The sequence below is a fragment of the Streptomyces sp. CA-251247 genome, from assembly GCF_050952975.1.
Lineage (GTDB): Bacteria > Actinomycetota > Actinomycetes > Streptomycetales > Streptomycetaceae > Streptomyces > Streptomyces achmelvichensis.
The window spans coordinates 6,112,003-6,132,068 of record NZ_CP191861.1 but is presented as its reverse complement, the minus strand read 5'-3'; the positions used below and the strand labels follow the sequence as shown (position 1 = coordinate 6,132,068).

The following is a 20,066-nucleotide window of genomic DNA, read 5'->3' as shown; positions in this document are numbered from 1 at the left end:
CGGGCTTGGTGCCGGGGTCGGCCTAGGGGTTGATGTTGATCTTGAAGGTGGACGTGGTGTTCTTGATGTCCTGGGCGTTGCCGGCGAACCGCAGGCCGTTGAAGGTGACCTCACCCACCGCAGGGCCCTGGCCCGCCTCGGGCATCTCGTTCGCCCAGAGACCGAAGCCGGACTTGGCGTCGAAGGCGTCGCCGCTCTTGCGTGCACCGGTGATCGAGATGTCGCTGAGTACAGTGTCCTTGATCGGGAACTGCGGCTGGCCTCCCACATAGTTGGTCTGGAACATGATTCCGCTGTACGTCGGATCGACGATGTCGACGTTGTTGACCCGGATCCCCTGGAACACCTTCGAAGCCGAGAAGAGCCAGATCCCGGGGAAGGTCTGCGCACCCCAGAAGTGGCCGCCGGCCCGGACGATCGAGACGTTCTCGACGGTCGTCGGCTCGGTCCCGAAGCCGTTCATCGGATACCCGAAGTCCAGCGAGCTGATCGTGATGCCCGAGTAGACGAGGGTGTCCGCGATGTGGATGTTGCGGAAGGTGTTGTTGTACCCGCCGTAGACGGCGATGCCCGCCGCCCTCCAGGTGAGGATCGACGTCAGGTTCTCGTAGACGTTGTTCTTCATGTCCGCCCCGCCGGCGTCGATCGCCGAGAACAGGGCGAAACTGTCGTCGCCGGTGGCCCGGGCCTCGTTGTTGGTGACGAGGTTGTCGGTGGACCCGTTGGTCATGTTGATGCCGTCGGCGAACATGTTGCGGATCCGCGAGTTCTTGATCGTGATCTTGTCGGTGTTCGCGCCCCAGTAGAGGCACACCATGTGCTCGTTCCAGATGTTGTCGATCACGATGTCCGTGACGTTGGAGAAGTCGAACACCTTGCCCGGACCGTCGATGCGCGAGGTGTAGTTCCCGAAGTAGGCGAAGCCGGCGAACGACGAGCCTTTCGCCGACGCCTCCGCCCGGAAGCCCACATCGGTGTTGTCCTGGGTCGAGGGCGCGTTGAAGCGGGTGTACCAGGGCCCGGCGCCGGCCACCTTGACGGCCTTGCCGTAGACCTGGAACTTGCTCGCCGTCTGGTAGTCACCGGCCGGTAGATACACGCCGACCAGCGTGCCGGTGGTGTCCATACGGACCTTGTCCAGGGCGTTCTGCACGTCCTGGTGCGTGAATCCGGCCGGGACGGTGTACCTCGCCGGGTCCGGGTTGGCGACCGGCGCGACCTGCTCCAGATTGACGAAGTCGATCGCGTACCGCGAGGTGTTCGCCGCGTCCTTCTGCAGCCTGATCGTGCTGCCCGCCGGGACGGTCTCGCCCAGCATGACGTGCGCCTCGTCGTAGATGTGCCGAGGGGCGCCGGAGCCCGGCGAGTTCCCTGGGCTCGCCTCCGCGCCGTACAGCCAGGAGTACTTCGACGTGAGGTCGATGGCCTTGCGGAAGGTGCCGTTGACGTACACGTTCAGCGTGGAGTCGATGCCTCCGCCGCCGGGCGCGTCCGGGATGGAGAAGCGGGTCACCAGGGTGTTGGTGCTGGCCCTGGTCGTGAACTCGACGTAATTGCCGGTGTTGTCGAGGGTGACGGCCTTGCGGCCCGAGGCCTCTCCCGCGATGTCGCCGACCGTGCGGTTCGGACCGACGACGGCCGCTCCGCCGCCCGCGGAGCCGTCCTCGGCCTCGTACATGTCATAGGGCATGTTCGCCCCGCGGCCGATGAACAGCGACTGGCTGCTCGTGTTGTTGGCGCGCTTCACGGGCAGTTCGTTGGCGTCGTCGGCGACGACCACCTTCACGGTGTACGAGCCGTTGGCGGCGGCCCAGGTGCCGAGGCTGACCGGCGCAGCGGTCGCGCCCGCGGCGATGACCCCGCTGTGCGCACCGGTGAGGGTCTTCACCGTGGCGCCCTTGGAGTCGGTCAGGGTCAGGGTGATGCCGTGGCTGCCACCGGCCGAGGCGACCGTGCCCTGGTTCTTCAGGGCCACGGAGAAGGTGACGGTGTCACCCGCGGAGGCGCCGCTCGGCGTCCAGTTCACGGCCGAGGCGATCAGGTCGGAACTGTCGACAGGCTTCACCACGAGGGAGGTGGGGCTGGTGTAGGTGTTGTTGGACTCGTTCTGCTCGATGACGGCGTTCGCCTCGTCGGCCACCGCGCTCAGCTGGTACGTACCCGCGTCGCGGGCGCCGATGGTGGCACTGACCGTGGTCTGCGCCCCGGCCGCGAGGGCTCCGACCGCGGCCGAGCCCACCTTCGTCCCGCCGAGGCGGAAGGCGAGGGTGCTCGCTGCGGAGGCCGCCGGACCACTGTTGCGGACGGTGGCGGACAGCGTGATCGGATCCGACTCGACGGGAGCGGTGGGCGCGGCCGTGAGACCGGTGACCTCCAGGTCCGGGTTGGGCGCGGCGACTCCGATGACCTGGAACTCGGCGATCTGTCCCGCGGACGAGCCGGTGTTGGAGGTGAACCTCAGCTGGACGTCGGCGGCGCGGGCGTCGACCGGGACGGTCACGGTGTTCTGGCTCGCGGGGTTGAAGGTGTAGTCCTTGGCGGCCACCAGGCCGGTGAAGCCGGATGCGCTCTGTTCCCGGCCGAGGACCTGGATGTTCTGGGTGCGGCTGCCCCAGGAGCTGTCGGGGTTGAGCTTCAGGACGAGGCTGCCGACGTCGGCGTTGGCACCCAGCTTGACGGTGAGGGTGTTCGGATAGCTGCCCGCCGCGCCCTCCCAGTAGGTGGCAAGGCTGTTGTCGTTGGCGTTCTCCGCGACGAACGTGTGGATCACGGACGACGCGGTGATCGGCTTGCCGACCGCGAGGTTGGACCCGTTGCCGCCGCTGCCGTTGCGGGTGACGGTGTTGCTGTTGCCGGACTGGTTCCCGGCAGCGTCCTTGGCCCGCACGAAGTACGACACGGTCGCACTCGCCGGCTGGGTGTCCGTGAACGTCGTGACATTGCCCGCCACGCTCTGGCGCAGCGAGTTGTTCGCGTAGATGTCGTAACCGGTCACCGCCGTGTTGTCGGTGGACGCGCCCCAGGTCAGCCTGACCTGTCCGGCGGCGGGTTCGGTGAAGGCGAGGCCCGCCGGGGCCGTCGGAGCCTGGGTGTCGCCGGTGTCGCCCCTGCGGGTGACGGTGTTGCTGTCGCCGGACTGGTTCCCGGCCGCGTCCTTGGCCCGCACGAAGTACGACACGGTCGCACTCGCCGGCTGGGTGTCCGTGAACGTCGTGACATTGCCCGCCACGCTGGTCCGCAGGTCACCGCCTGCGTAGATGTCGTAGCCGGTCACCGCGGTGTTGTCGGTGGACGGCTTCCAGGCCAGCCTGATCTGTCCGGTGGCCGGTTCCGTGTAGGCGAGTTCGGTGGGCGCGGTCGGAGCCTGCGTGTCCCCGGTGGCCGGTCCGTAGATCTCCAGCTCGGACAGCTGGGCTGCCGCCCTGCCGGAGTTGGCGGTGACGAGGACCCGGACGTACCGCGTGGTGGCGGCGTCGAAGGTGATCGTCGCCGACTGCCCGCCGGCCGCGTTGAAGGCGTACGCCTTGGAGGCGGTCAGGTCCGTGTAGTCGGTGCCGTTGGCGCTGCCCTGGATCTGGAGGGTCTGCGTTCTCTCCGGCCAACCGTCCGGCAGCCGCAGTACCACGCGGTCGATGCGGACGGACGCGCCGAGGTCGGCGCGGATCCACTGCGGGAGGCTGCCGTTGGCGCTCTCCCAGTAGCTGCCCTTGTTGCCGTCGTTCGCGTTGGCCGCGGTGTAGACCTCGGTGTGGCTGCTCGCGGTGAGCGTCTTGCCGCGGGCCAGATCGACGGACGACTCGCCGGCGGCGTGCACCTCCAGCTCACTGAGCTGGGCGGCGGCCCAGCCGGTGTTGGCCGTGATGTGGACGCGGACGAATCGGGTCTGGGTGGCCGGGAAGCCGACGGTCACGGTGTTGCCCGAGCCCGGCTGGAAGCTGTAGGCGGCCGAGGTCTTGATCGTGGTGAAGCTGGTGCCGTCCGCGCTGCCCTGCACGGACAGCGTCTGGCTGCGGCTCTCCCAGCCCGCGGGCAGCTTCAGCACCACCTCGTCCACCCGGCTGGTGGCCCCCAGATCGGTCTGCACCCACTGGGGAAGGCCCCCTTGGGCGCTCTGCCAGTACGTCCCCTGACTGCCGTCGGTGATGTTCCCGGCGGGGTACTCGGCATGGGCGGTGCTGGCGGTCGCGGGCCTGCCCGCGGCGATATTGGGGCCGTCGGCCGCCGAGGCGGTGAGCGTCGGCCATCCGATCAGCAGAAGGCTGGTCGTGATCACGGCGGAGAGCACCCGCCAACTCCGGCGTTGCGGTCTCATTTGTCCCCGATCTTCGGCCTCGCGCCGAGGCGAGGCGCGGCTCTGTCGGCGTGCATGGCGACGTGCCCGTGCGACTGGCGTTTGTGCACGGTTGAACTGAGACTTTTGCGTTCAGCGGTCAGAGAGTTGCAGAGAACTGCTAAGTCGTCTACTGCCATGACCGCGTCAAATTCTGTCGCCGATCGCCCTGGAACCTTCGAATCCGCCCCACACCAGCGGCTTTATCGCCGACTTTCAGGAAATCGCAAACAGACCGCAAATGACGCAAGCGGCTTGCGTCACAGTCCGGAAATTTCAGAAAGAGCTGCTCGACCTCTACCGTTCGTAGGCATGAGTCCCGAACCGACCCTGCCGGCCGGACGCCGGCGGTTCGGCTGGCCGCAGCGGGTCTTCTCCCAGGTCCTGCTGATGCAGCTGGCCATCGCGACCGGTGTGACCGTCCTGGCCACCGGTCTCTTTCTGGCGCCTCTCAGCGAGCAGCTCGACGACCAGGCCATGCGCCGGGCGCTGGCGATCGCCGAGACCACGGCGTCCACCGAGGTCGCGGGCGACCTCACCGGCACCGAGCCCACGGCCACCGGACCGGTCCAGGCCGAGGCCGAGCGGATCCGCAGGGCCACCGGCGCCGAGTACGTCGTGATCATGGACCGGACCGGGGTGCGCTGGTCGCACACCTCCCCCGCCCAGATCGGCCGGGTCGTCTCGACCGACCCGAGCGAAGCGCTCGCGGGCCGGGACGTCATGGAGATCGACAGCGGCACGCTCGGCCGCTCCGCCCGGGGCAAGGTGCCCCTGCGCGACGACAGCGGGGCGATCGTCGGAGCGGTGTCCGTCGGTATCGAGTACGACAACGTCCGCGCCCGCCTCCTCGCGGCGATCCCGGGCCTGCTCGCCTACGCCGGGGGCGCCCTCGCCGTCGGGGCCCTGGCCGCCTATCTGATCTCCCGCAGACTGCAGCGCCAGACCCATGACCTGGCCTTCTCCGACATCTCCGCGCTGCTGGCCGAGCGCGAGGCGATGCTGCACGGCATCCGCGAGGGCGTCGTGGCCCTCGACGCGGCAGGCAGGGTCCGGCTGCTGAACGACGAGGCGGAGCGGCTGCTCGGCCTCGGCTCCGACGTCAGGGGCCTGCCGCTCACCGAGGTGCTCGGCGAGGGCCGTACGGCCGACGTCCTCACCGGCCGCATCACCGGCGAGGACCTCGTCACCGTGCGCGGCCACCGCGTGCTGATCGCCAACCGGATGCCCACGGACGACGGCGGCGCCGTCGCCACCCTGCGCGACCGCACCGAGCTGGAACAGCTGGGCCGGGAACTGGACTCCACCCGCGGACTCATCGACGCCCTGCGGGCCCAGGACCACGAGCACGCCAACCGGATGCACACCCTGCTCGGGCTGCTGGAGCTGGAGATGCACGAGGAAGCGGTGGAGTTCGTCACCGAGGTCGTCGGGGTGCACCGCGCCACCGCCGAGCAGGTCACCGAGAAGATCCACGACCCGCTGCTTGCCTCCCTGCTGGTGGGCAAGGCGACCGTCGCGGCCGAGCGCGGGGTCTCCCTGCGCATCGCGCCGGACACCCTGCTGCCCGACCGCCTGGTGGATCCGCGCGGCATCGTCACGGTCGTCGGCAACCTCGTCGACAACGCCATGGACGCCGCAGCCGGCTCAAAGGACGCACGCGTCGAGGTCCGCCTGCGGGCAGAGGGGCGTACAGCGGTGCTGCGGATCTCGGACAGCGGCCCGGGAGTCCCGCCCGAACAGCGTGAGCAGATCTTCACCGAGGGGTGGTCCACCAAGGAACTCCCGGCCCACGGCAAGCGCGGCATCGGGCTGGCCCTGGTGCGCAGACTCGCGGAACGGCAGGGCGGCAGCGCCCGGGCCGGCGAAGCGACCGGCGGAGGCGCGGAGTTCACCGTCGTGCTCCCCGAAGCACTGACCGAACTCGCCGATCCGGAGCCGGCCGTCGCCGGGGAGGCACCGTGAACGACCGACCCGCCGAGAACGCCGAGACCGCCGAGGACCCCGTGGAGGTCCTCGTCGTGGACGACGACGTGCGCGTGGCAAAGATCAACGCGGCCTACGTGGCGAAGGTGCCGGGCTTCCGCGTCGCTGCCACCGCGCATTCGGCGGCCGAGGCGCTCGCCCGGATCGCCGACACCCCCGTGGACCTGGTGCTCATGGACCACTATCTGCCGGACGGGAACGGCCTCGCGGTCGTCCGGGAGCTTCGCCGGTTGGGTCATCAGACCGACGTGATCATGGTGACGGCCGCGCGCGACGTGGCCACCGTCCAGGCGGCGATGCGCCACGGCGCGCTCCAGTACCTGGTGAAACCGTTCAACTTCGCCGGTCTGCGGGCGAAGTTGGAGGCCTACGCGGGACTGCGCCGCACCCTGCGCGGCGGCGGGGAGGCGGAACAGGCCGAGGTGGACCGGATCTTCGGCGCGCTGTCGGCCGGATCTCTCGCCCCCGATCTGCCCAAGGGCCACTCGCCGACCACCGCCGAGGCCGTACGCCAGGTGCTGCTGGCGGCCGACGGGCCGCTGTCCACGCAGGAGATCGCCGACCGGGCGGGTGTCAGCAGACAGACCGCCCAGCGCTATCTGAAGCTGCTGGAGCGCACGAGCCGCGTGCAACTGAGCCTGCGGTACGGCGAGACCGGCCGCCCGGAGCACCGCTACTCCTGGTCCGCGAGCCTGTGACCGAACGTCCTGGGTGCCTGACTGGCATCAGACGGCACCCGCGCCGGTCAGCGCCCGTACCTCCGTCTCGGCGTGCCTGGCGTCGTCCGGGGGCTCCGACGAGGTGACGGTGCCGATCCAGCCCGCGAGGAAGCCCAGCGGAATGGAGATCACGCCCGGGTTCTGCAGCGGGAAGACATGGAAGTCGACGCCCGGGAACAGGGACTCCGGGCTGCCGGAGACCACCGGTGAGAGCACTACCAGCAGCATGGCGGGGAGCAGCCCCCCGTACACCGACCAGACAGCGCCGCGCGTCGTGAAGTTCCGCCAGAACAGCGAGTAGAGCAGGACGGGCAGATTGGCGGAGGCGGCGACCGCGAAGGCCAGGCCCACCAGGAACGCCACGTTCAGATCGCGGGCCAGCAGACCGAGGGCGATCGCCACGGCACCGATCCCGGCGGCGGCGAGCCGCGCGACCGCGACCTCGCTGCGCTGCTTGGCGTGCCGGCGCTTCAGCGAGGCGTACAGATCGTGGGCGACCGAGGCCGACGAGGCCAGGGTGATGCCGGCGACCACCGCCAGGATCGTGGCGAAGGCGACCGCGGCGACCACCGCGAACAGCACCGTGCCTCCGGTGGAGCCCGCGCCGCCCCCGAGGTCCAGGGCGAGCAGCGGTACGGCTGTGTTCCCCGCGGCGTTGGAGGCGCGTACCTCCTCGGTGCCGAGCACCGCGGCGGCACCGAAACCGAGCACGATCGTCATCAGATAGAAGCTGCCGATCAGACCGATCGACCAGACCACCGAACGGCGGGCGGCCCGCGCGGTGGGCACGGTGTAGAAGCGCGACAGGATGTGCGGCAGGCCGGCCGTGCCCAGGACGAGGGCCAGGCCGAGGCTGATGAAGTCCAGTCGCGCGGTCCAGTCCCCGCCGTACCGCAGGCCGGGCGCGAGGAAGTCCTTTCCGTGGCCGCTGCGTTCGGCGGCGGTGTTGAGCAGCTGGTTCACATCGCCGTGGAAGCGGGCGAGGACGAGCAGCGTCATGGCGATCGCGCCCGCCATCAGCAGGACGGCCTTGACGATCTGGATCCAGGTCGTCGCCCGCATCCCGCCGAACGACACATAGATGACCATCAGCGCGCCCACGCCGATCACCGTCCAGGACTGGGCGGCCTCGCTGGTGCCGCCGAGGAGCAGCGCGACGAGACTGCCGGCGCCGACCATCTGCGCCACCAGGTAGAGCACCGACACGGTGACCGACGACGTGCCCGACGCGATACGCACCGGGCGCTCCCGCATCCTCGACGCGATGACGTCGGCGAGGGTGAACCGGCCGCAGTTGCGCACGAGTTCGGCGACGAACAGCAGCACGACCAGCCAGGCCACGAGGAAGCCGACGGAGTAGAGCATGCCGTCGTACCCGTAGAGGGCGATCAGCCCGGAGATGCCGAGGAAGGAGGCGGCGGACATGTAGTCGCCGGCGATGGCGAAGCCGTTCTCCATCGGCGAGAACAGCCGGCCGCCGGCGTAGAACTCCTCCGCCGAGCCGTGTCTGTTGCGGCTCACCCAGGTGGTGATGCCGAGCGTGACCGCGATGAACGCGCTGAACAGCAGCAGCGCCAGAGTCTGGTGGTCGCCGGTCACCGCTCGCTCCCCCGGGCCGTCTCCTGCGCCCTCGCCCGGTCGAACACGGTCCAGCGCAGATCGAGCGCGGCCCGGTCCCGGCGCAGTCGCGCATGGCGGGCGTACGCCCAGGTCAGCAGGAAGGTGGTGAGGAACTGGCCGAGGCCCGCGACCATGGCCACGTTCACAGCGCCCGCGACGGGCCGGGCCATCAGACCGGGAGCTGCGGTGGCCGCCACGACGTAGGCCAGGTACCAGAGGAGAAAGGCGAGGGCGGCGGGGACGACGAAGCGGCGGTAGCGGCTGCGGACCTCCTGGAAGGCGGCGCTGCGGTGCACCTCCAGGTAGATCTCCGCGGTCCCGGGCCGGTCGGCGGCCCGCTCCACGGGCTGGACCGGGACGGCGGTGGCGGGAGCACCCGTGCTGTCCAGTTCGCCCCAGCCGGCGGCCAGCGCGTCGTACCACGGGTCGTCGAGCCGCACCGCTGCGGCGTCCTGCCCGTCCTGCTTCTCCACCGATCAACTCTCCTTGTCAGCGAACCGTTTCGGCCGCGTGCCCAAGGATGGACAGAGCGGGAAGATCCCGGACTCTTCTCCCGCCGGTCTTCACCCCATCAGGTGACGCTCGTCCCAGGTGGCTGCGCCAGACCTTCCCGATAGGCGTAGCGCACGGCCTGGGCGCGGTCGTGCAGATCGGCCTTCGAGAACAGGTTGTTGATGTGGGTCTTCACGGTGGCGGTGGAGATGTGCAGCCGGCGGGCGATCTCGGCGTTGGTGAGCCCTTCCGCGATGAGGGTGAGCACCTCGCCCTCGCGGGCGGTCAGTCCGTCGGGCAGCTGCGGCGCGGCCGGCGGGCCGGCGGCGGTGACCTGCTCCAGCAGACGGCGCTGGACGACCGGTGAGAGCCCGGCCCGCCCGGCCATGACGTCCTGGATCGCCCGGACGATCTCGTCCCCGTCGGCGTCCTTGGTGAGATAGCCGCGTGCTCCCGCCCGCAGCGCGGGGAAGAGGGACTCGTCGTCGGCGTACGTCGTCAGCACCACGATCTGGGTCGCGGGGTACTCGCTGCGGATCCGGCGCGTTGCCTCGACCCCGTCGCAGCGGGGCATCCGGAGATCCATCAGGACGACGTCGGGGGCGAGTTCGGCGACCAGGGCCACCGCTTCGTCGCCGTCCTTCGCCGAGCCGACGACCTCGATGCCGGGCAGCAGCCCCAGCAGCATCACGATCCCCTCGCGCACCACCGCCTGGTCGTCGGCGACGATCACTCTGGCGTTCTGCTCGCTCATGCCGGCACTCGCAGCCGCACCACGAAACCTTCTCCCTCCGGTCCCGCCTCCAGGCTGCCGCCGAGGAGTTCGGCCCGCTCGCGCATTCCCAGCAGACCGTACCCGGAACCGGAGGCCCCGAGCTCGCCGGTCTTCGCGGTCGTGCCCGAGTCCCGTACTTCCAGCATCACGTGGTCCGTCTCGTAGGCGAGCAGCACCCGCACCGTGGCGCCGGGGGCGTGCTTGCGCGCGTTCGTGAGGGCCTCCTGGGCCACCCTGCGTACAGCTTGTGAAGCCTCGGCGGTCAGCAGCCTCGGGGCGCCCCGCACCTCGGTCGCGGCTCCGTCGGCGACGGCCGGCTCCCGCAGGAAGTCCTCGACGGGCACCATCTCGCCTCGGAGCGCGGACAGCGCCTGTCTGGTCTCGGCGAGGCCTTCGCGCGCCATGCCGCGGGCCGCGACCACCCGCTCCAGGATCCGGTCGCGGAAGGGCCCTTCCGGCTCTCTCTCGATCTGGATCCGGGCGGCCTCCAGGTGCACGAGCTGCGCGGAGAGGCTGTGGGCGAGGACGTCGTGGATCTCCCTCGCGATCCGCGCGCGTTCCCCGAGTGCCGCCGAGGTGGCCTCGGCCTCGCGCGCGGCCCGCTCCTGTGCGAGCAGCCGGAACCCGGCACCGCGGGCCTGCCCGTCCAGCCGGAGCGAATAGCCGCCGAAGAGGATCGCGGCCACGGTGATGCCCGACCCGAGCGGTCCGCCCTGCTGCATCACCGCGAAGGAGCCGACCATCAGCACTCCGGTGGCCAGGCCGTACGCGAGCGGCAGCCGCTCCATCGCCAGGATGGCCGCCGTGATCCAGGGGACGGCCGCGGCCACCTCGGCGCCCTCCGCGTACGCCCCCCAGCCCACCCCGGCGAAGACGAGCAGCATGCCGAGGGAGGGCAGCAGCCGGTGCCTCAGGGTCGTCTCGTGGAAAGCAAGGAAGGCGCCCGCGCAGAGCAGCAGCCCGACGGCCGGCAGGACCGTCTCCAGGCCGCTGAAGGCGCCGGAGGAGTACGAGCCGGCCAGCGCCCACGTGGCCAGTCCGGCCAGCACGAAGCCGTCGAGGACTGCGCGGGTGCGCGGCACCCCCATCCGGGACAGCGACTCACGCGTGGGCCACGCGGTCCCCCTGCTGCTCAGCACGTTCATGCCCCTCCTCCGTCGCCTCGATGCTACGGAGGAGGGCCGCCGCCCGGAATCGGTTCAGGGGTGGAGCCGGCGGCTCCACCCCTGGGTGGGCGGACGGTGGATCAGGCGTCGATCCGGGACCGGTCCAGCGTGGCCGCGGAACTGGTGATGAATTCCTTGCGGGGCGCGACCTCGTTGCCCATCAGCAGGTCGAAGACCTGCTCGGAGGAGTCGAGGTCACCGATGTTGATCCGGCGCAGCGTGCGGTGACGCGGGTCCATCGTCGTCTCCGCCAGCTGGTCGGCGTCCATCTCGCCCAGACCCTTGTAGCGCTGGATGGAGTCCTTGAAGCGGACCCCCTTGCGCTGGAACTCCAGCAGGGTCTGCCGCAGCTCGTTGTCGGAGTAGGTGTAGACGTACTTGTCCTGGCCCTTCTTGGGCTGGACCAGCTCGATCCGGTGCAGCGGCGGCACCGCGGCGAAGACCCGGCCCGCCTCCACCATCGGCCGCATGTAGCGCTGGAACAGCGTCAGCAGCAGACAGCGGATGTGGGCACCGTCGACGTCGGCGTCGACGAGCAGCACGATCTTTCCGTAGCGGGCGGCGTCGATGTCGAACGTCCGGCCCGAGCCGGCTCCTATGACCTGGATGATCGCGCCGCACTCGGCGTTCTTCAGCATGTCCGACACGGACGACTTCTGGACGTTGAGGATCTTTCCGCGGATCGGCAGCAGCGCCTGGAACTCGCTGTTCCGCGCGAGCTTGGCGGTACCGAGCGCGGAGTCCCCCTCGACGATGAAGAGCTCGCTGCGCTCCACGTCGTCGCTGCGGCAGTCGGCGAGCTTGGCCGGCAGCGAGGACGACTCCAGGGCCGTCTTCCGGCGCTGCGCCTCCTTGTGCTGCCGGGCGGCGATCCGGGTGCGCGCGGCGGAGACGGCCTTCTCCAGGACGGCCCTGGCCTGCGCCTTCGCGTCACGCTTGGTGGAGGTCAGGAAGGCCTTGAGCTCCTTGGCGACGACGGCTGCGACGATCCTGTTGGCGGCCGAGGTGCCCAGCACCTCCTTGGTCTGGCCCTCGAACTGGGGCTCCGCCAGCCGGACGGTGACGACCGCGGTGATGCCCTCCAGGGCGTCGTCCTTGACGATGTCGTCCTCGGCGACGCGCAGCATCTTGGCCGAGCGGAGCACTTCGTTCACCGTCCGGGTCAGCGAGCGCTCGAAGCCGCTGACGTGGGTGCCGCCCTTGGGGGTGGCGATGATGTTCACGAAGGACTTGACCGTGCTGTCGTAGCCGGTGCCCCAGCGCAGGGCGATGTCGACGCCGAGCTCCCGGGTGACCTCGGTGGGGGTCATGTGGCCGCGGTCGTCCAGGACCGGGACGGTCTCCTTGAAGCTGCCGGTGCCGGTGAGCCGCACCACGTCACAGACGGCCTTGTCCTGGGCGAGGTACTCGCAGAACTCGCTGATGCCTCCGTCGAAGCGGAAGATCTCCTCGCTCTTGCCCGCGCCCTCCAGGCCCCGTTCGTCGCGCACGACGATGGTGAGACCGGGCACCAGGAAGGCGGTCTGGCGGGCGCGCTGGTAGAGCGTGTCCAGGTTGAGCTTGGCGTCCTTGAGGAAGATCTGGCGGTCCGCCCAGTACCGCACACGGGTGCCGGTCCGTGCCTTGGGCACCCTCTTGCCCTTCAGCAGGCCGTTCGCCGGGTCGAAGGGGGCGTCGGGGCCCTGCTCGGTGAAGATGCCGGGCACGCCTCGGCGGAAGCTGATCGCGTGGGTGGCGCTGTTGCGGTCGACCTCGACGTCGAGGCGGGCCGAAAGCGCGTTGACCACGGACGCACCCACGCCGTGCAGACCGCCGGAGGCGGCGTAGGAGCCACCGCCGAACTTGCCGCCGGCGTGCAGCTTGGTCATCACGACCTCGATGCCGGACAGGCCGGTCTTGGGCTCCACGTCGACCGGGATGCCCCGGCCGTTGTCCCGGACCTCGACGGAGCTGTCGTCGTGCAGGATCACTTCGATGTGGTCGCAATAGCCACCGAGAGCCTCGTCGACGGAGTTGTCGATGATCTCCCAGAGACAGTGCATCAGACCGCGGCTGTCGGTCGACCCGATGTACATGCCGGGGCGCTTGCGGACCGCTTCGAGCCCTTCGAGGACGAGCAGGTGCCGCGCGGTGTAGTTGGACCCGTCACGGTCTGCGGTCAGTACCGCACTGGACGGCACGGACGTTTCGGCGGTCACGCGGTTCGCTCCTCGCTGAATTTCAGATGTGGCCAAGTGGGGTAGAGGCCCGGCGTCGGTCGCCGGTCAGAGGGTACCGAGGCCTGGTAGAGCCGATGTAACGCCACCCACGTGATTTTTCATGCTAGTCCAGCCTCGCATACATGTTCGATCCCTCGATGGGGTGACGCGTACATCACGTTCCCTTCGAGGCATGAACCATTTAGGCTCCGGGCACGTCCTCATCAACAACCGGCAACCCAGCCGGGAGGGCCAATCGAGACAAGCAACGCGAAATCCGTAGAGCGAAGCAATACGGCTCATTCGCCGCCAACCGGCAGCAGACAGCCGCCTTGAGAAGAAGTTTCGAGGAAAAGCCCCGAGCGGGAACGTTTTCGGGCTGGTTGGATGTTGACCCTGGTACGACAGCTCGTCGAGCTAGAGAAGAGGCGACGTGACTACTGTTCTGACCCCCGCGAGCCCGCTGACGGCCGGTGACCGCTGCGACCGCTGCGGTGCGCAGGCCTATCTGCGTGTCGTCCTGACCAGCGGCGGTGAACTGCTCTTCTGCGCCCACCATGGACGCAAGTTCGAGCCGGAACTCAAGAAGATCGCCGCAGAAATACAGGATGAGACCGACCGACTCACGGCCGTACCGGCCGCCGTCGGTGAAGAGGATCACTGATACCTCACATCCACGACGAGCCAAGGTCGGTCCAGGACCGGCTGACGGGCGGCAGCCCCTGAACACCAGGGGCGGCCGCCCGCTCTCGTACCGTGACCGCGCCAGCGGTCCCTTCTGATCCAGCGGCCTTCAGGACCCGGCCACCGCGGAAACCCGCGTGTACACCCCCGGACTGTCGGCCCGCCCGCAGCCACTCCCCCAGGACACCAGCCCGATGAGGCGGCCCCGGGCCACCAGCGGGCCTCCGCTGTCCCCCTGGCAGGCGTCGTGGCCCCCTTGCGGGTCTCCGGCGCAGAGCATCGTGGAAGCCACGTAACGGCCCCCCAGACCGCCGGGATAGGCCTGCTCGCAGGTCCCGTCCGACAGGACGGTCACGGGGGCGGCACGCAGCGACGAGGCGTAGCGGCCGCTGCCGCTCATGTCGCCCCATCCGTAGACGGTGGCACTGGTGCCCGGCGCGTACGCGGCGTCACCGGCACCCGCCAGCGGCAGGACGAACGACGCCGGGAGGGCCTTCGCCAGCGTCAGCACCGCCATATCCGCACTGTTGGTCGCCGGGTCATAACGGGGCGAGACCCAGCTGTCACTGACGGCGATCTCCTGCCCGCCCGCGCCGGCCAGTGCCGACCGTCCGGCGATGACCCGCAGATCCGCGACGTCGCTCACCTTCTGACCCAGCACGGTCCGGCTCAGGCAGTGGGCCGCGGTCATCACCTTGGTCGGCGCCACCACGACGCCGCCGCAGAACTGACCCGCGCGGGTTCCTCCGAACCGGTCACGGCTGGAGAGGGCCACCACCCAGGGACTGTCGGCGGCGCGTACCGGGGAGCCACCCACGACGACGCCGTCGGCGACTGCCGGAACGGACGCCGCCAGGGGCGCGAGGGCCGCCGTGGAAATGAGGGCCAGCGCCCCTGTCAAGGCTCGGACGAGGGGACGACGCATACGGCCTCCTGACTCTGTGTGAATGGAGTCCACTCAGAGTCACGCAGGTCGACCGCAGCCGCACCCTCACACATGCCGAGGGCCCGGATCCCTGACGGGATCCGGGCCCTCGAACGACCGAAAATCGACGGTGCCGACTAGTCGAGGTAGTCGCGCAGAACCTGCGAACGCGACGGGTGACGCAGCTTCGACATCGTCTTCGACTCGATCTGGCGAATCCGCTCACGCGTCACGCCGTAGACCTTGCCGATCTCGTCCAGCGTCTTCGGCTGACCGTCAGTGAGACCGAAGCGCATGGAGACCACGCCGGCCTCACGCTCGGAGAGCGTGTCGAGCACCGAGTGGAGCTGCTCCTGCAGCAGGGTGAAGCTGACCGCGTCGGCCGGGACGACCGCCTCGGAGTCCTCGATCAGGTCACCGAACTCGCTGTCGCCGTCCTCGCCCAGCGGGGTGTGCAGGGAGATCGGCTCACGGCCGTACTTCTGGACCTCGATGACCTTCTCGGGGGTCATGTCGAGTTCCTTGGCCAGCTCCTCCGGGGTGGGCTCGCGGCCCAGGTCCTGGAGCATCTGACGCTGCACTCGCGCGAGCTTGTTGATGACCTCGACCATGTGCACCGGGATACGGATGGTGCGGGCCTGGTCGGCCATGGCGCGGGTGATCGCCTGACGGATCCACCAGGTGGCGTACGTGGAGAACTTGTAGCCCTTGGTGTAGTCGAACTTCTCGACCGCGCGGATCAGACCGAGGTTGCCCTCCTGGATCAGGTCCAGGAAGAGCATGCCGCGACCGGTGTAGCGCTTGGCCAGCGAGACGACCAGACGGAGGTTGGCCTCCAGCAGGTGGTTCTTGGCGCGGCGGCCATCCTCGGCGATGATCTCCAGCTCGCGCTTGAGCTTCGGCGCCAGCTTGTCGGAGTTCGCCAGTTTGTCCTCGGCGAACAGGCCAGCCTCGATGCGCTTGGCGAGCTCGACCTCCTGCTCGGCGTTGAGGAGGGGGACCTTGCCGATCTGCTTCAGGTAGTCCTTGACCGGGTCGGCGGTGGCGCCGGCGACCGCGACCTGCTGTGCGGGCGCGTCGTCCTCGTCGTCGTCGGACAGGACGAAGCCCTTGCTCTCGCCCTCGGTCTCTTCCTCTTCACCCTTGGCGCCGGGCTGCGCCTCGTCGGCGAGCTCCTCGCCCTCGGCGGGCTCGTCGGAGTCCTTCTTCGACGTGGCCTTCTTCGCCACGGTCTTCTTGGCGGCGGTCTTCTTGGCCGCCGTCTTCTTCGCAACCGTCTTCTTGGCGGCCGCCTTCTTGGCAGGCGCGGCCTCCGAGACCTCGTCGTCGGCCTGGACGTCGACGGACTCGGCCGTCGGCGCCGCGGAGGCGGCGACAGTTTTCGCCGTGGCGGTCTTGGCCGCGACGGTCTTGGTGGCGGTGCGCTTTGCCGGGCTCTTCGCAGCGACGCTCTTGCGGGCGCGCTTCGGCGACTCCGCGGCACTGACCATCAGCGTCACACCCTCTTCCTCGAGGATCTGGTTGAGGCTGCGCAGAACATTCTTCCACTGGGTTGGCGGAATCTGGTCAGCCTCGAAGGCCCGACGCACGTCATCGCCGGCGATCTGCCCATCAGCCTTTCCCCGCTCGATGAGCGCCATCACAGACTCGGACTCGGCGATCTCCGGCGGGAGCGTACGGGATGTGCTGGCCGACACGAACAACCTCTCGGAACGATGGAAACGGCTTCCGGCCCCGCCCATGATCGGGCCGGAGCCGACGACCACCTGGCTGCGGATGTGCCGGTGGCGCGGGCGGAACCTTGGAACTGCACAGCGCCGTGAACGACTGCTGTATTCCCTCCTCGGCTGCCACCTCTTAGGTCATCGCACTGTTTCGAGGAGTGTTACGCCCAATCCGCGTGGCCCGAGTCACACCCCATTCTCCGTGAAACGACCAGAACAGGCGTTCCCCACACAATCGTGCCGCCGGACCCCCGTGGAATCCGGCGACACGCGGTGCGTACGCCTCTGCGTTCCGGCCGTGACCGGATCAGTGCTCGCGGGGGGCGGGCACGACGCGCTCCACCTCCGGATGAACCGTCAACAGTTGACGCATCGCGGACTCGGCGGCGGGCGCGTCCCCTGCCGCGAGAGCCTCGACGATACGGCCGTGGTGCGCCAGAGAGGCCTCGTTCGGGCGGTCACAGCCCGTGACCGGACCGCCGGAGACCTGGAGGGCCGCCGAGACGATGCCGGAGAGGTGCTCCAGCATGCGGTTCCCAGCGAGCTGGATGAGGAGGGCATGGAACTCGGTGTCGGCCCGCGAGAACGTGATGCCGTCACCCTGGGCAAGGGCGTGGCCCATGATCTCGACCATGTCGGAGAGCCGCTGCTGGATGTCCTCACGGCCGTGGCCGGCGGCGAGACGGGCGGCGAGTGGCTCGATGGTCCACCGCAGCTCGGAGAGCTCGCGACGCTGATCGTCACGCTGCGGACCGAAGGCGCGCCACTCGATGATGTCGGCGTCCAGAAGATTCCAGTCACTGACCGGCCGGACCCTGGTGCCGACATTGGGGCGGGCACTGACGAGGCCCTTGGCCTCGAGGACGCGCAGCGACTCACGGACGACGGTGCGGGAGACCTCGAAACGCTGGCCGATCTCCTCGGGGACGAGCGGGCGGTCGGCACCCAGATCCCCGGAAACAATCATCTGGCCGAGCTGTTGCACGAGTTGGCCGTGCAGCCCGCGGCCCCGGTTGCCTGCCGCGCGGCGGCCGACCCGGCCCAACTCCGTTTCCGAACCCTCCCAGGAGGGCGGGCCGACGCGGTCGACACCCGGGGACTCCGGGTAGGGGTAGCGGTCGAGTTCGCCCGGTCCTGCGAGGCCCGAATCGGCGGGGCGGGCGGCGGTCATCATGGTGTGCGCAAGGGTACTCACGCATCCTTTGTCGGCGAGGCTCCGGCGGCCCTTGAGGTCTTTGGTGAAAAGCACACGAAAGGGTGATCGGCGCCCGCCCCGCAATTGACGCCTTATCGGAAGGAAACGGGCGCACTCAAGGGAGTTGTGGGCAGAAGACCGCTCCGTGGTCGCTCATGATCACCAGGGCACCCTGCGACGAAGGCCGGTGACCATATATGCGCAGATCAGGACCGACAACGACAAGACCAGCGCGGCTCCGACGGGTTGGGCAAGGACCCGCACCCCGGCCATGACCAGGTCGTCGGCCTGGCGGGGCAGCCGCACCCAGGTCAGTTCGCGAAGCCTCCCGGAGATTCCGGCGATCGAACGCACGGACGGTCCGATGATCGCCTTCTGCACCAGCGGGGCAATGATGATCGGCACGGCGAGCACGGCGGCCACTCCGGCGGCCGTGACGCGGAAGACTCCCGCCGCGAGCAGACCGGCCCAGGCGCAGCCCACCGAGAGGCCGCCCCAACCGGCCGCCAGGGCGGGCCAGTTCCGCGGCAGGTCGGTCACATCGCTCCCGTAGACGACGCGCAGAGCCTGGGCGTCGGCCACCACGACGACGAGCGCCAACAGCAGGGCAGCAGTGGCGGTGACCGTGAGTTTGGCGATCAGCAGCCCGAGTCGGCGGGGGACGGTGCCGCGGGCGGTGGCGAGCGCGGGGTGGCGGAACTCCTCACCGAAGGACAGGGCCCCGATCAGCCCGGCGCCGAAGGCCGCGGGCGGCAGCGGGAAGAACGGCGGCCAGGCGGCGAGCACGACCGGCAGCGGCATGGTCCGGGAGCGGGCGAGCAGGATGCAGCAGGCGAGGGAGACGAGGAGGACGACGGCGAGGATGACGGCGGGAGTACGCACGCCGAGGAACCGGAGCAGTTCGTAACGCAGCGGCCTCACAGGGCTGGTGGCGGGGCGGGGCAGCGGCGGAGGGCCACCGGCGGGCGGCGTCGGCCGCGCCCCTGCTGCGGCTGCGGTATCCCCGGCAGACGGGGGCGCGAGGCCCGTGTCGCCGATCTCGTCGGTGAGCCGGTGTACGAGCACACCGTGCCGGAAGGCCGTTTCACCGATCTCGGCGCAGCTGCTGCCGTAGACCGAGAGCCGGTTGCCGGCCTCGGTCACCACTTCGACCGACCGCTGGGCGGCCCGGGCCTCGCGCTGCACGACGGCGGCGAGGCGCGCCGTGTGCGGGGTACGTACGGCGACCCGGGGGCGCAGCCGCGTGCGGGAGAACTCACGGGCGTCCTGGTCGCCGACGAGCCGCCCGGCATCGAGGGTGACGACATGATCCGCGAGGCGGGCCGCCTCTCTGGGGTCGCTCGTCGTACAGAGCACGGTTCCGCCGTGTTCGGCGTGCTCGCGCAGCAGGGTGTACAGCCAACCCGTCTCGCGCGGGGCGAGGCCCTTGCCGGGCTCGTCGAGGATGAGGGTCTGCGGGTCGCCCAACAGGGCGGAGGCGAGGCCGAGTCTGCGGTCCATACCTCGCGAGAGCGTGCCGAGCTGCTGGGCGCCGAGACCCGCGAGCCCGACGACATCGAGCATCTCGTCGGCGCGGGCCACCGGCACCCCGGCGGCGGCGCAGAGCATACGGAGCTGCCCCCGGGCGGTACGCGCGGGATGGCCGGGCACGTCGCCGAGGAGTACCCCGACCTCGCGGGCGGGGTGGGCGATGCGATGCAGGGGGTTGCCGCGGAAGTAGGTGATGCCGCGGCCCGGTTCGAGTTCGAGCATCAGGCGCAGCGCGGTCGACTTGCCGGAACCGTCCGCCCCGAGGAGGGCCGTGACCTGGCCGGGCCGTGCCTCGAAGGTGAGGTCGTCGACGGCGGGCGGGAGGTCCCGCCGGTGGGCGCTGGTCAGTCCGATGGCCTGGAGCATCTGTTCTCTCGCGGAGGAGCGGTGGACCGCTCGGCGGCGTGGGGGCTACCGCAGCAAGATAACGCGACATTTTGGACTTTTGGCGCAGGGTGGAGGGTTGACTCGGCGGGTGTCAGACAGCGCGGGCGCAGGACGACGGGGGTGGGGGCGGTGGGGGTGTCCGCAGAGGCGTAAGGGCCGAGGCGGACAAGGTGTCAGGAGGCGGGGCGGGCCCCAGGAGTGCGGGAGGGGCGTGCGGGAGGGGCATGCGGGGCGGGTTGGGAGGGCCGCCGGCGTGGGGCTGGGGCCGGGGCTCAGTGCGGGGGCGTGGGCGGGCGCCCCGGGCCCTTGGGCGCGGCGGGTCGGGTCGGGTCGGG

General features: G+C 69.9%; 13 protein-coding genes. 3 read left to right on the top strand and 10 right to left on the bottom strand.

Features of this window, described 5'->3' with window-relative positions; all coding sequences use genetic code 11:
• Positions 1–22: 22 nt before the first annotated feature.
• Positions 23–4,312 (bottom strand): discoidin domain-containing protein, encoded by a 4,290-nt coding sequence (locus ACQPWZ_RS27235; protein WP_433572605.1) that lies wholly within the window; start codon positions 4,310–4,312, stop codon positions 23–25.
• Positions 4,313–4,642: 330 nt separating this feature from the next.
• Between ACQPWZ_RS27235 and ACQPWZ_RS27230 the strand changes: the two genes are divergently transcribed.
• Positions 4,643–6,295, top strand: coding sequence for a sensor histidine kinase (locus ACQPWZ_RS27230; RefSeq protein ID WP_433572604.1), 1,653 nt, complete (start codon positions 4,643–4,645; stop codon positions 6,293–6,295).
• The gene (locus ACQPWZ_RS27225) at positions 6,292–7,014 is read left to right on the top strand and encodes a DUF7342 family protein (RefSeq protein ID WP_433572603.1); all 723 of its coding nucleotides are present in this window, start codon (positions 6,292–6,294) and stop codon (positions 7,012–7,014) included. Before ACQPWZ_RS27230 ends, ACQPWZ_RS27225 begins: the two co-directional genes overlap by 4 nt.
• Before the next feature lie 27 nt (positions 7,015–7,041).
• On the opposite strand, the gene ACQPWZ_RS27220 is transcribed toward ACQPWZ_RS27225, so the two are convergent.
• From ACQPWZ_RS27220 to ACQPWZ_RS27200, 5 genes are all read right to left on the bottom strand, one after another.
• A complete protein-coding gene (locus ACQPWZ_RS27220; RefSeq protein ID WP_340475845.1) occupies positions 7,042–8,634 on the bottom strand; it encodes a solute symporter family protein in 1,593 nt (530 codons plus the stop codon).
• A complete protein-coding gene (locus tag ACQPWZ_RS27215; protein ID WP_340475844.1) occupies positions 8,631–9,128 on the bottom strand; it encodes a DUF485 domain-containing protein in 498 nt (165 codons plus the stop codon). The genes ACQPWZ_RS27220 and ACQPWZ_RS27215 overlap by 4 nt, the downstream gene beginning before the upstream one ends.
• A gap of 98 nt (positions 9,129–9,226) precedes the next feature.
• A complete protein-coding gene (locus tag ACQPWZ_RS27210) occupies positions 9,227–9,901 on the bottom strand; it encodes a response regulator transcription factor (RefSeq protein WP_313943669.1) in 675 nt (224 codons plus the stop codon).
• Positions 9,898–11,067: a sensor histidine kinase gene (locus ACQPWZ_RS27205; protein WP_405573322.1), complete on the bottom strand. Its 1,170-nt coding sequence runs from the start codon at positions 11,065–11,067 to the stop codon at positions 9,898–9,900. The genes ACQPWZ_RS27210 and ACQPWZ_RS27205 overlap by 4 nt, the downstream gene beginning before the upstream one ends.
• 101 nt (positions 11,068–11,168) lie before the next feature.
• On the bottom strand, positions 11,169–13,286 hold the full coding sequence (locus ACQPWZ_RS27200) for a DNA gyrase/topoisomerase IV subunit B (protein ID WP_340475842.1): 2,118 nt from the start codon (positions 13,284–13,286) through the stop codon (positions 11,169–11,171).
• 433 nt (positions 13,287–13,719) lie between these two features.
• Between ACQPWZ_RS27200 and ACQPWZ_RS27195 the strand changes: the two genes are divergently transcribed.
• Positions 13,720–13,950: a DUF7455 domain-containing protein gene (locus ACQPWZ_RS27195; RefSeq protein WP_313943672.1), complete on the top strand. Its 231-nt coding sequence runs from the start codon at positions 13,720–13,722 to the stop codon at positions 13,948–13,950.
• A 129-nt stretch (positions 13,951–14,079) separates the two neighbouring features.
• Here the strand turns inward: ACQPWZ_RS27195 and ACQPWZ_RS27190 are convergent, their stop codons facing one another.
• The 4 genes from ACQPWZ_RS27190 to ACQPWZ_RS27175 form a co-directional block, all read right to left on the bottom strand.
• The gene (locus tag ACQPWZ_RS27190) at positions 14,080–14,895 is read right to left on the bottom strand and encodes a serine protease (protein WP_433572602.1); all 816 of its coding nucleotides are present in this window, start codon (positions 14,893–14,895) and stop codon (positions 14,080–14,082) included.
• Positions 14,896–15,032: 137 nt separating this feature from the next.
• On the bottom strand, positions 15,033–16,592 hold the full coding sequence (locus ACQPWZ_RS27185; protein ID WP_340475839.1) for an RNA polymerase sigma factor: 1,560 nt from the start codon (positions 16,590–16,592) through the stop codon (positions 15,033–15,035).
• 334 nt (positions 16,593–16,926) lie between these two features.
• Positions 16,927–17,814, bottom strand: coding sequence for a FadR/GntR family transcriptional regulator (locus ACQPWZ_RS27180; protein WP_356704341.1), 888 nt, complete (start codon positions 17,812–17,814; stop codon positions 16,927–16,929).
• Positions 17,815–17,973: 159 nt separating this feature from the next.
• Entirely contained in the window at positions 17,974–19,710 is a 1,737-nt protein-coding gene (locus ACQPWZ_RS27175) for an ATP-binding cassette domain-containing protein (RefSeq protein WP_433572601.1), read from the bottom strand.
• Positions 19,711–20,066 lie beyond the last annotated feature (356 nt).

Bases quoted from the DNA above. Each gene is read 5' to 3' on its own strand.
- ACQPWZ_RS27210 (WP_313943669.1), bottom strand. From the start codon at position 9,901: ATGAGCGAGCAGAACGCCAGAGTGATCGTCGCCGACGACCAGGCGGTG.
- ACQPWZ_RS27190 (WP_433572602.1), bottom strand. From the start codon at position 14,895: ATGCGTCGTCCCCTCGTCCGAGCCTTGACAGGGGCGCTGGCCCTCATT.
- ACQPWZ_RS27235 (WP_433572605.1), bottom strand. From the start codon at position 4,312: ATGAGACCGCAACGCCGGAGTTGGCGGGTGCTCTCCGCCGTGATCACG.
- ACQPWZ_RS27230 (WP_433572604.1), top strand. From the start codon at position 4,643: ATGAGTCCCGAACCGACCCTGCCGGCCGGACGCCGGCGGTTCGGCTGG.
- ACQPWZ_RS27175 (WP_433572601.1), bottom strand. From the start codon at position 19,710: ATGCTCCAGGCCATCGGACTGACCAGCGCCCACCGGCGGGACCTCCCG.
- ACQPWZ_RS27205 (WP_405573322.1), bottom strand. From the start codon at position 11,067: ATGAACGTGCTGAGCAGCAGGGGGACCGCGTGGCCCACGCGTGAGTCG.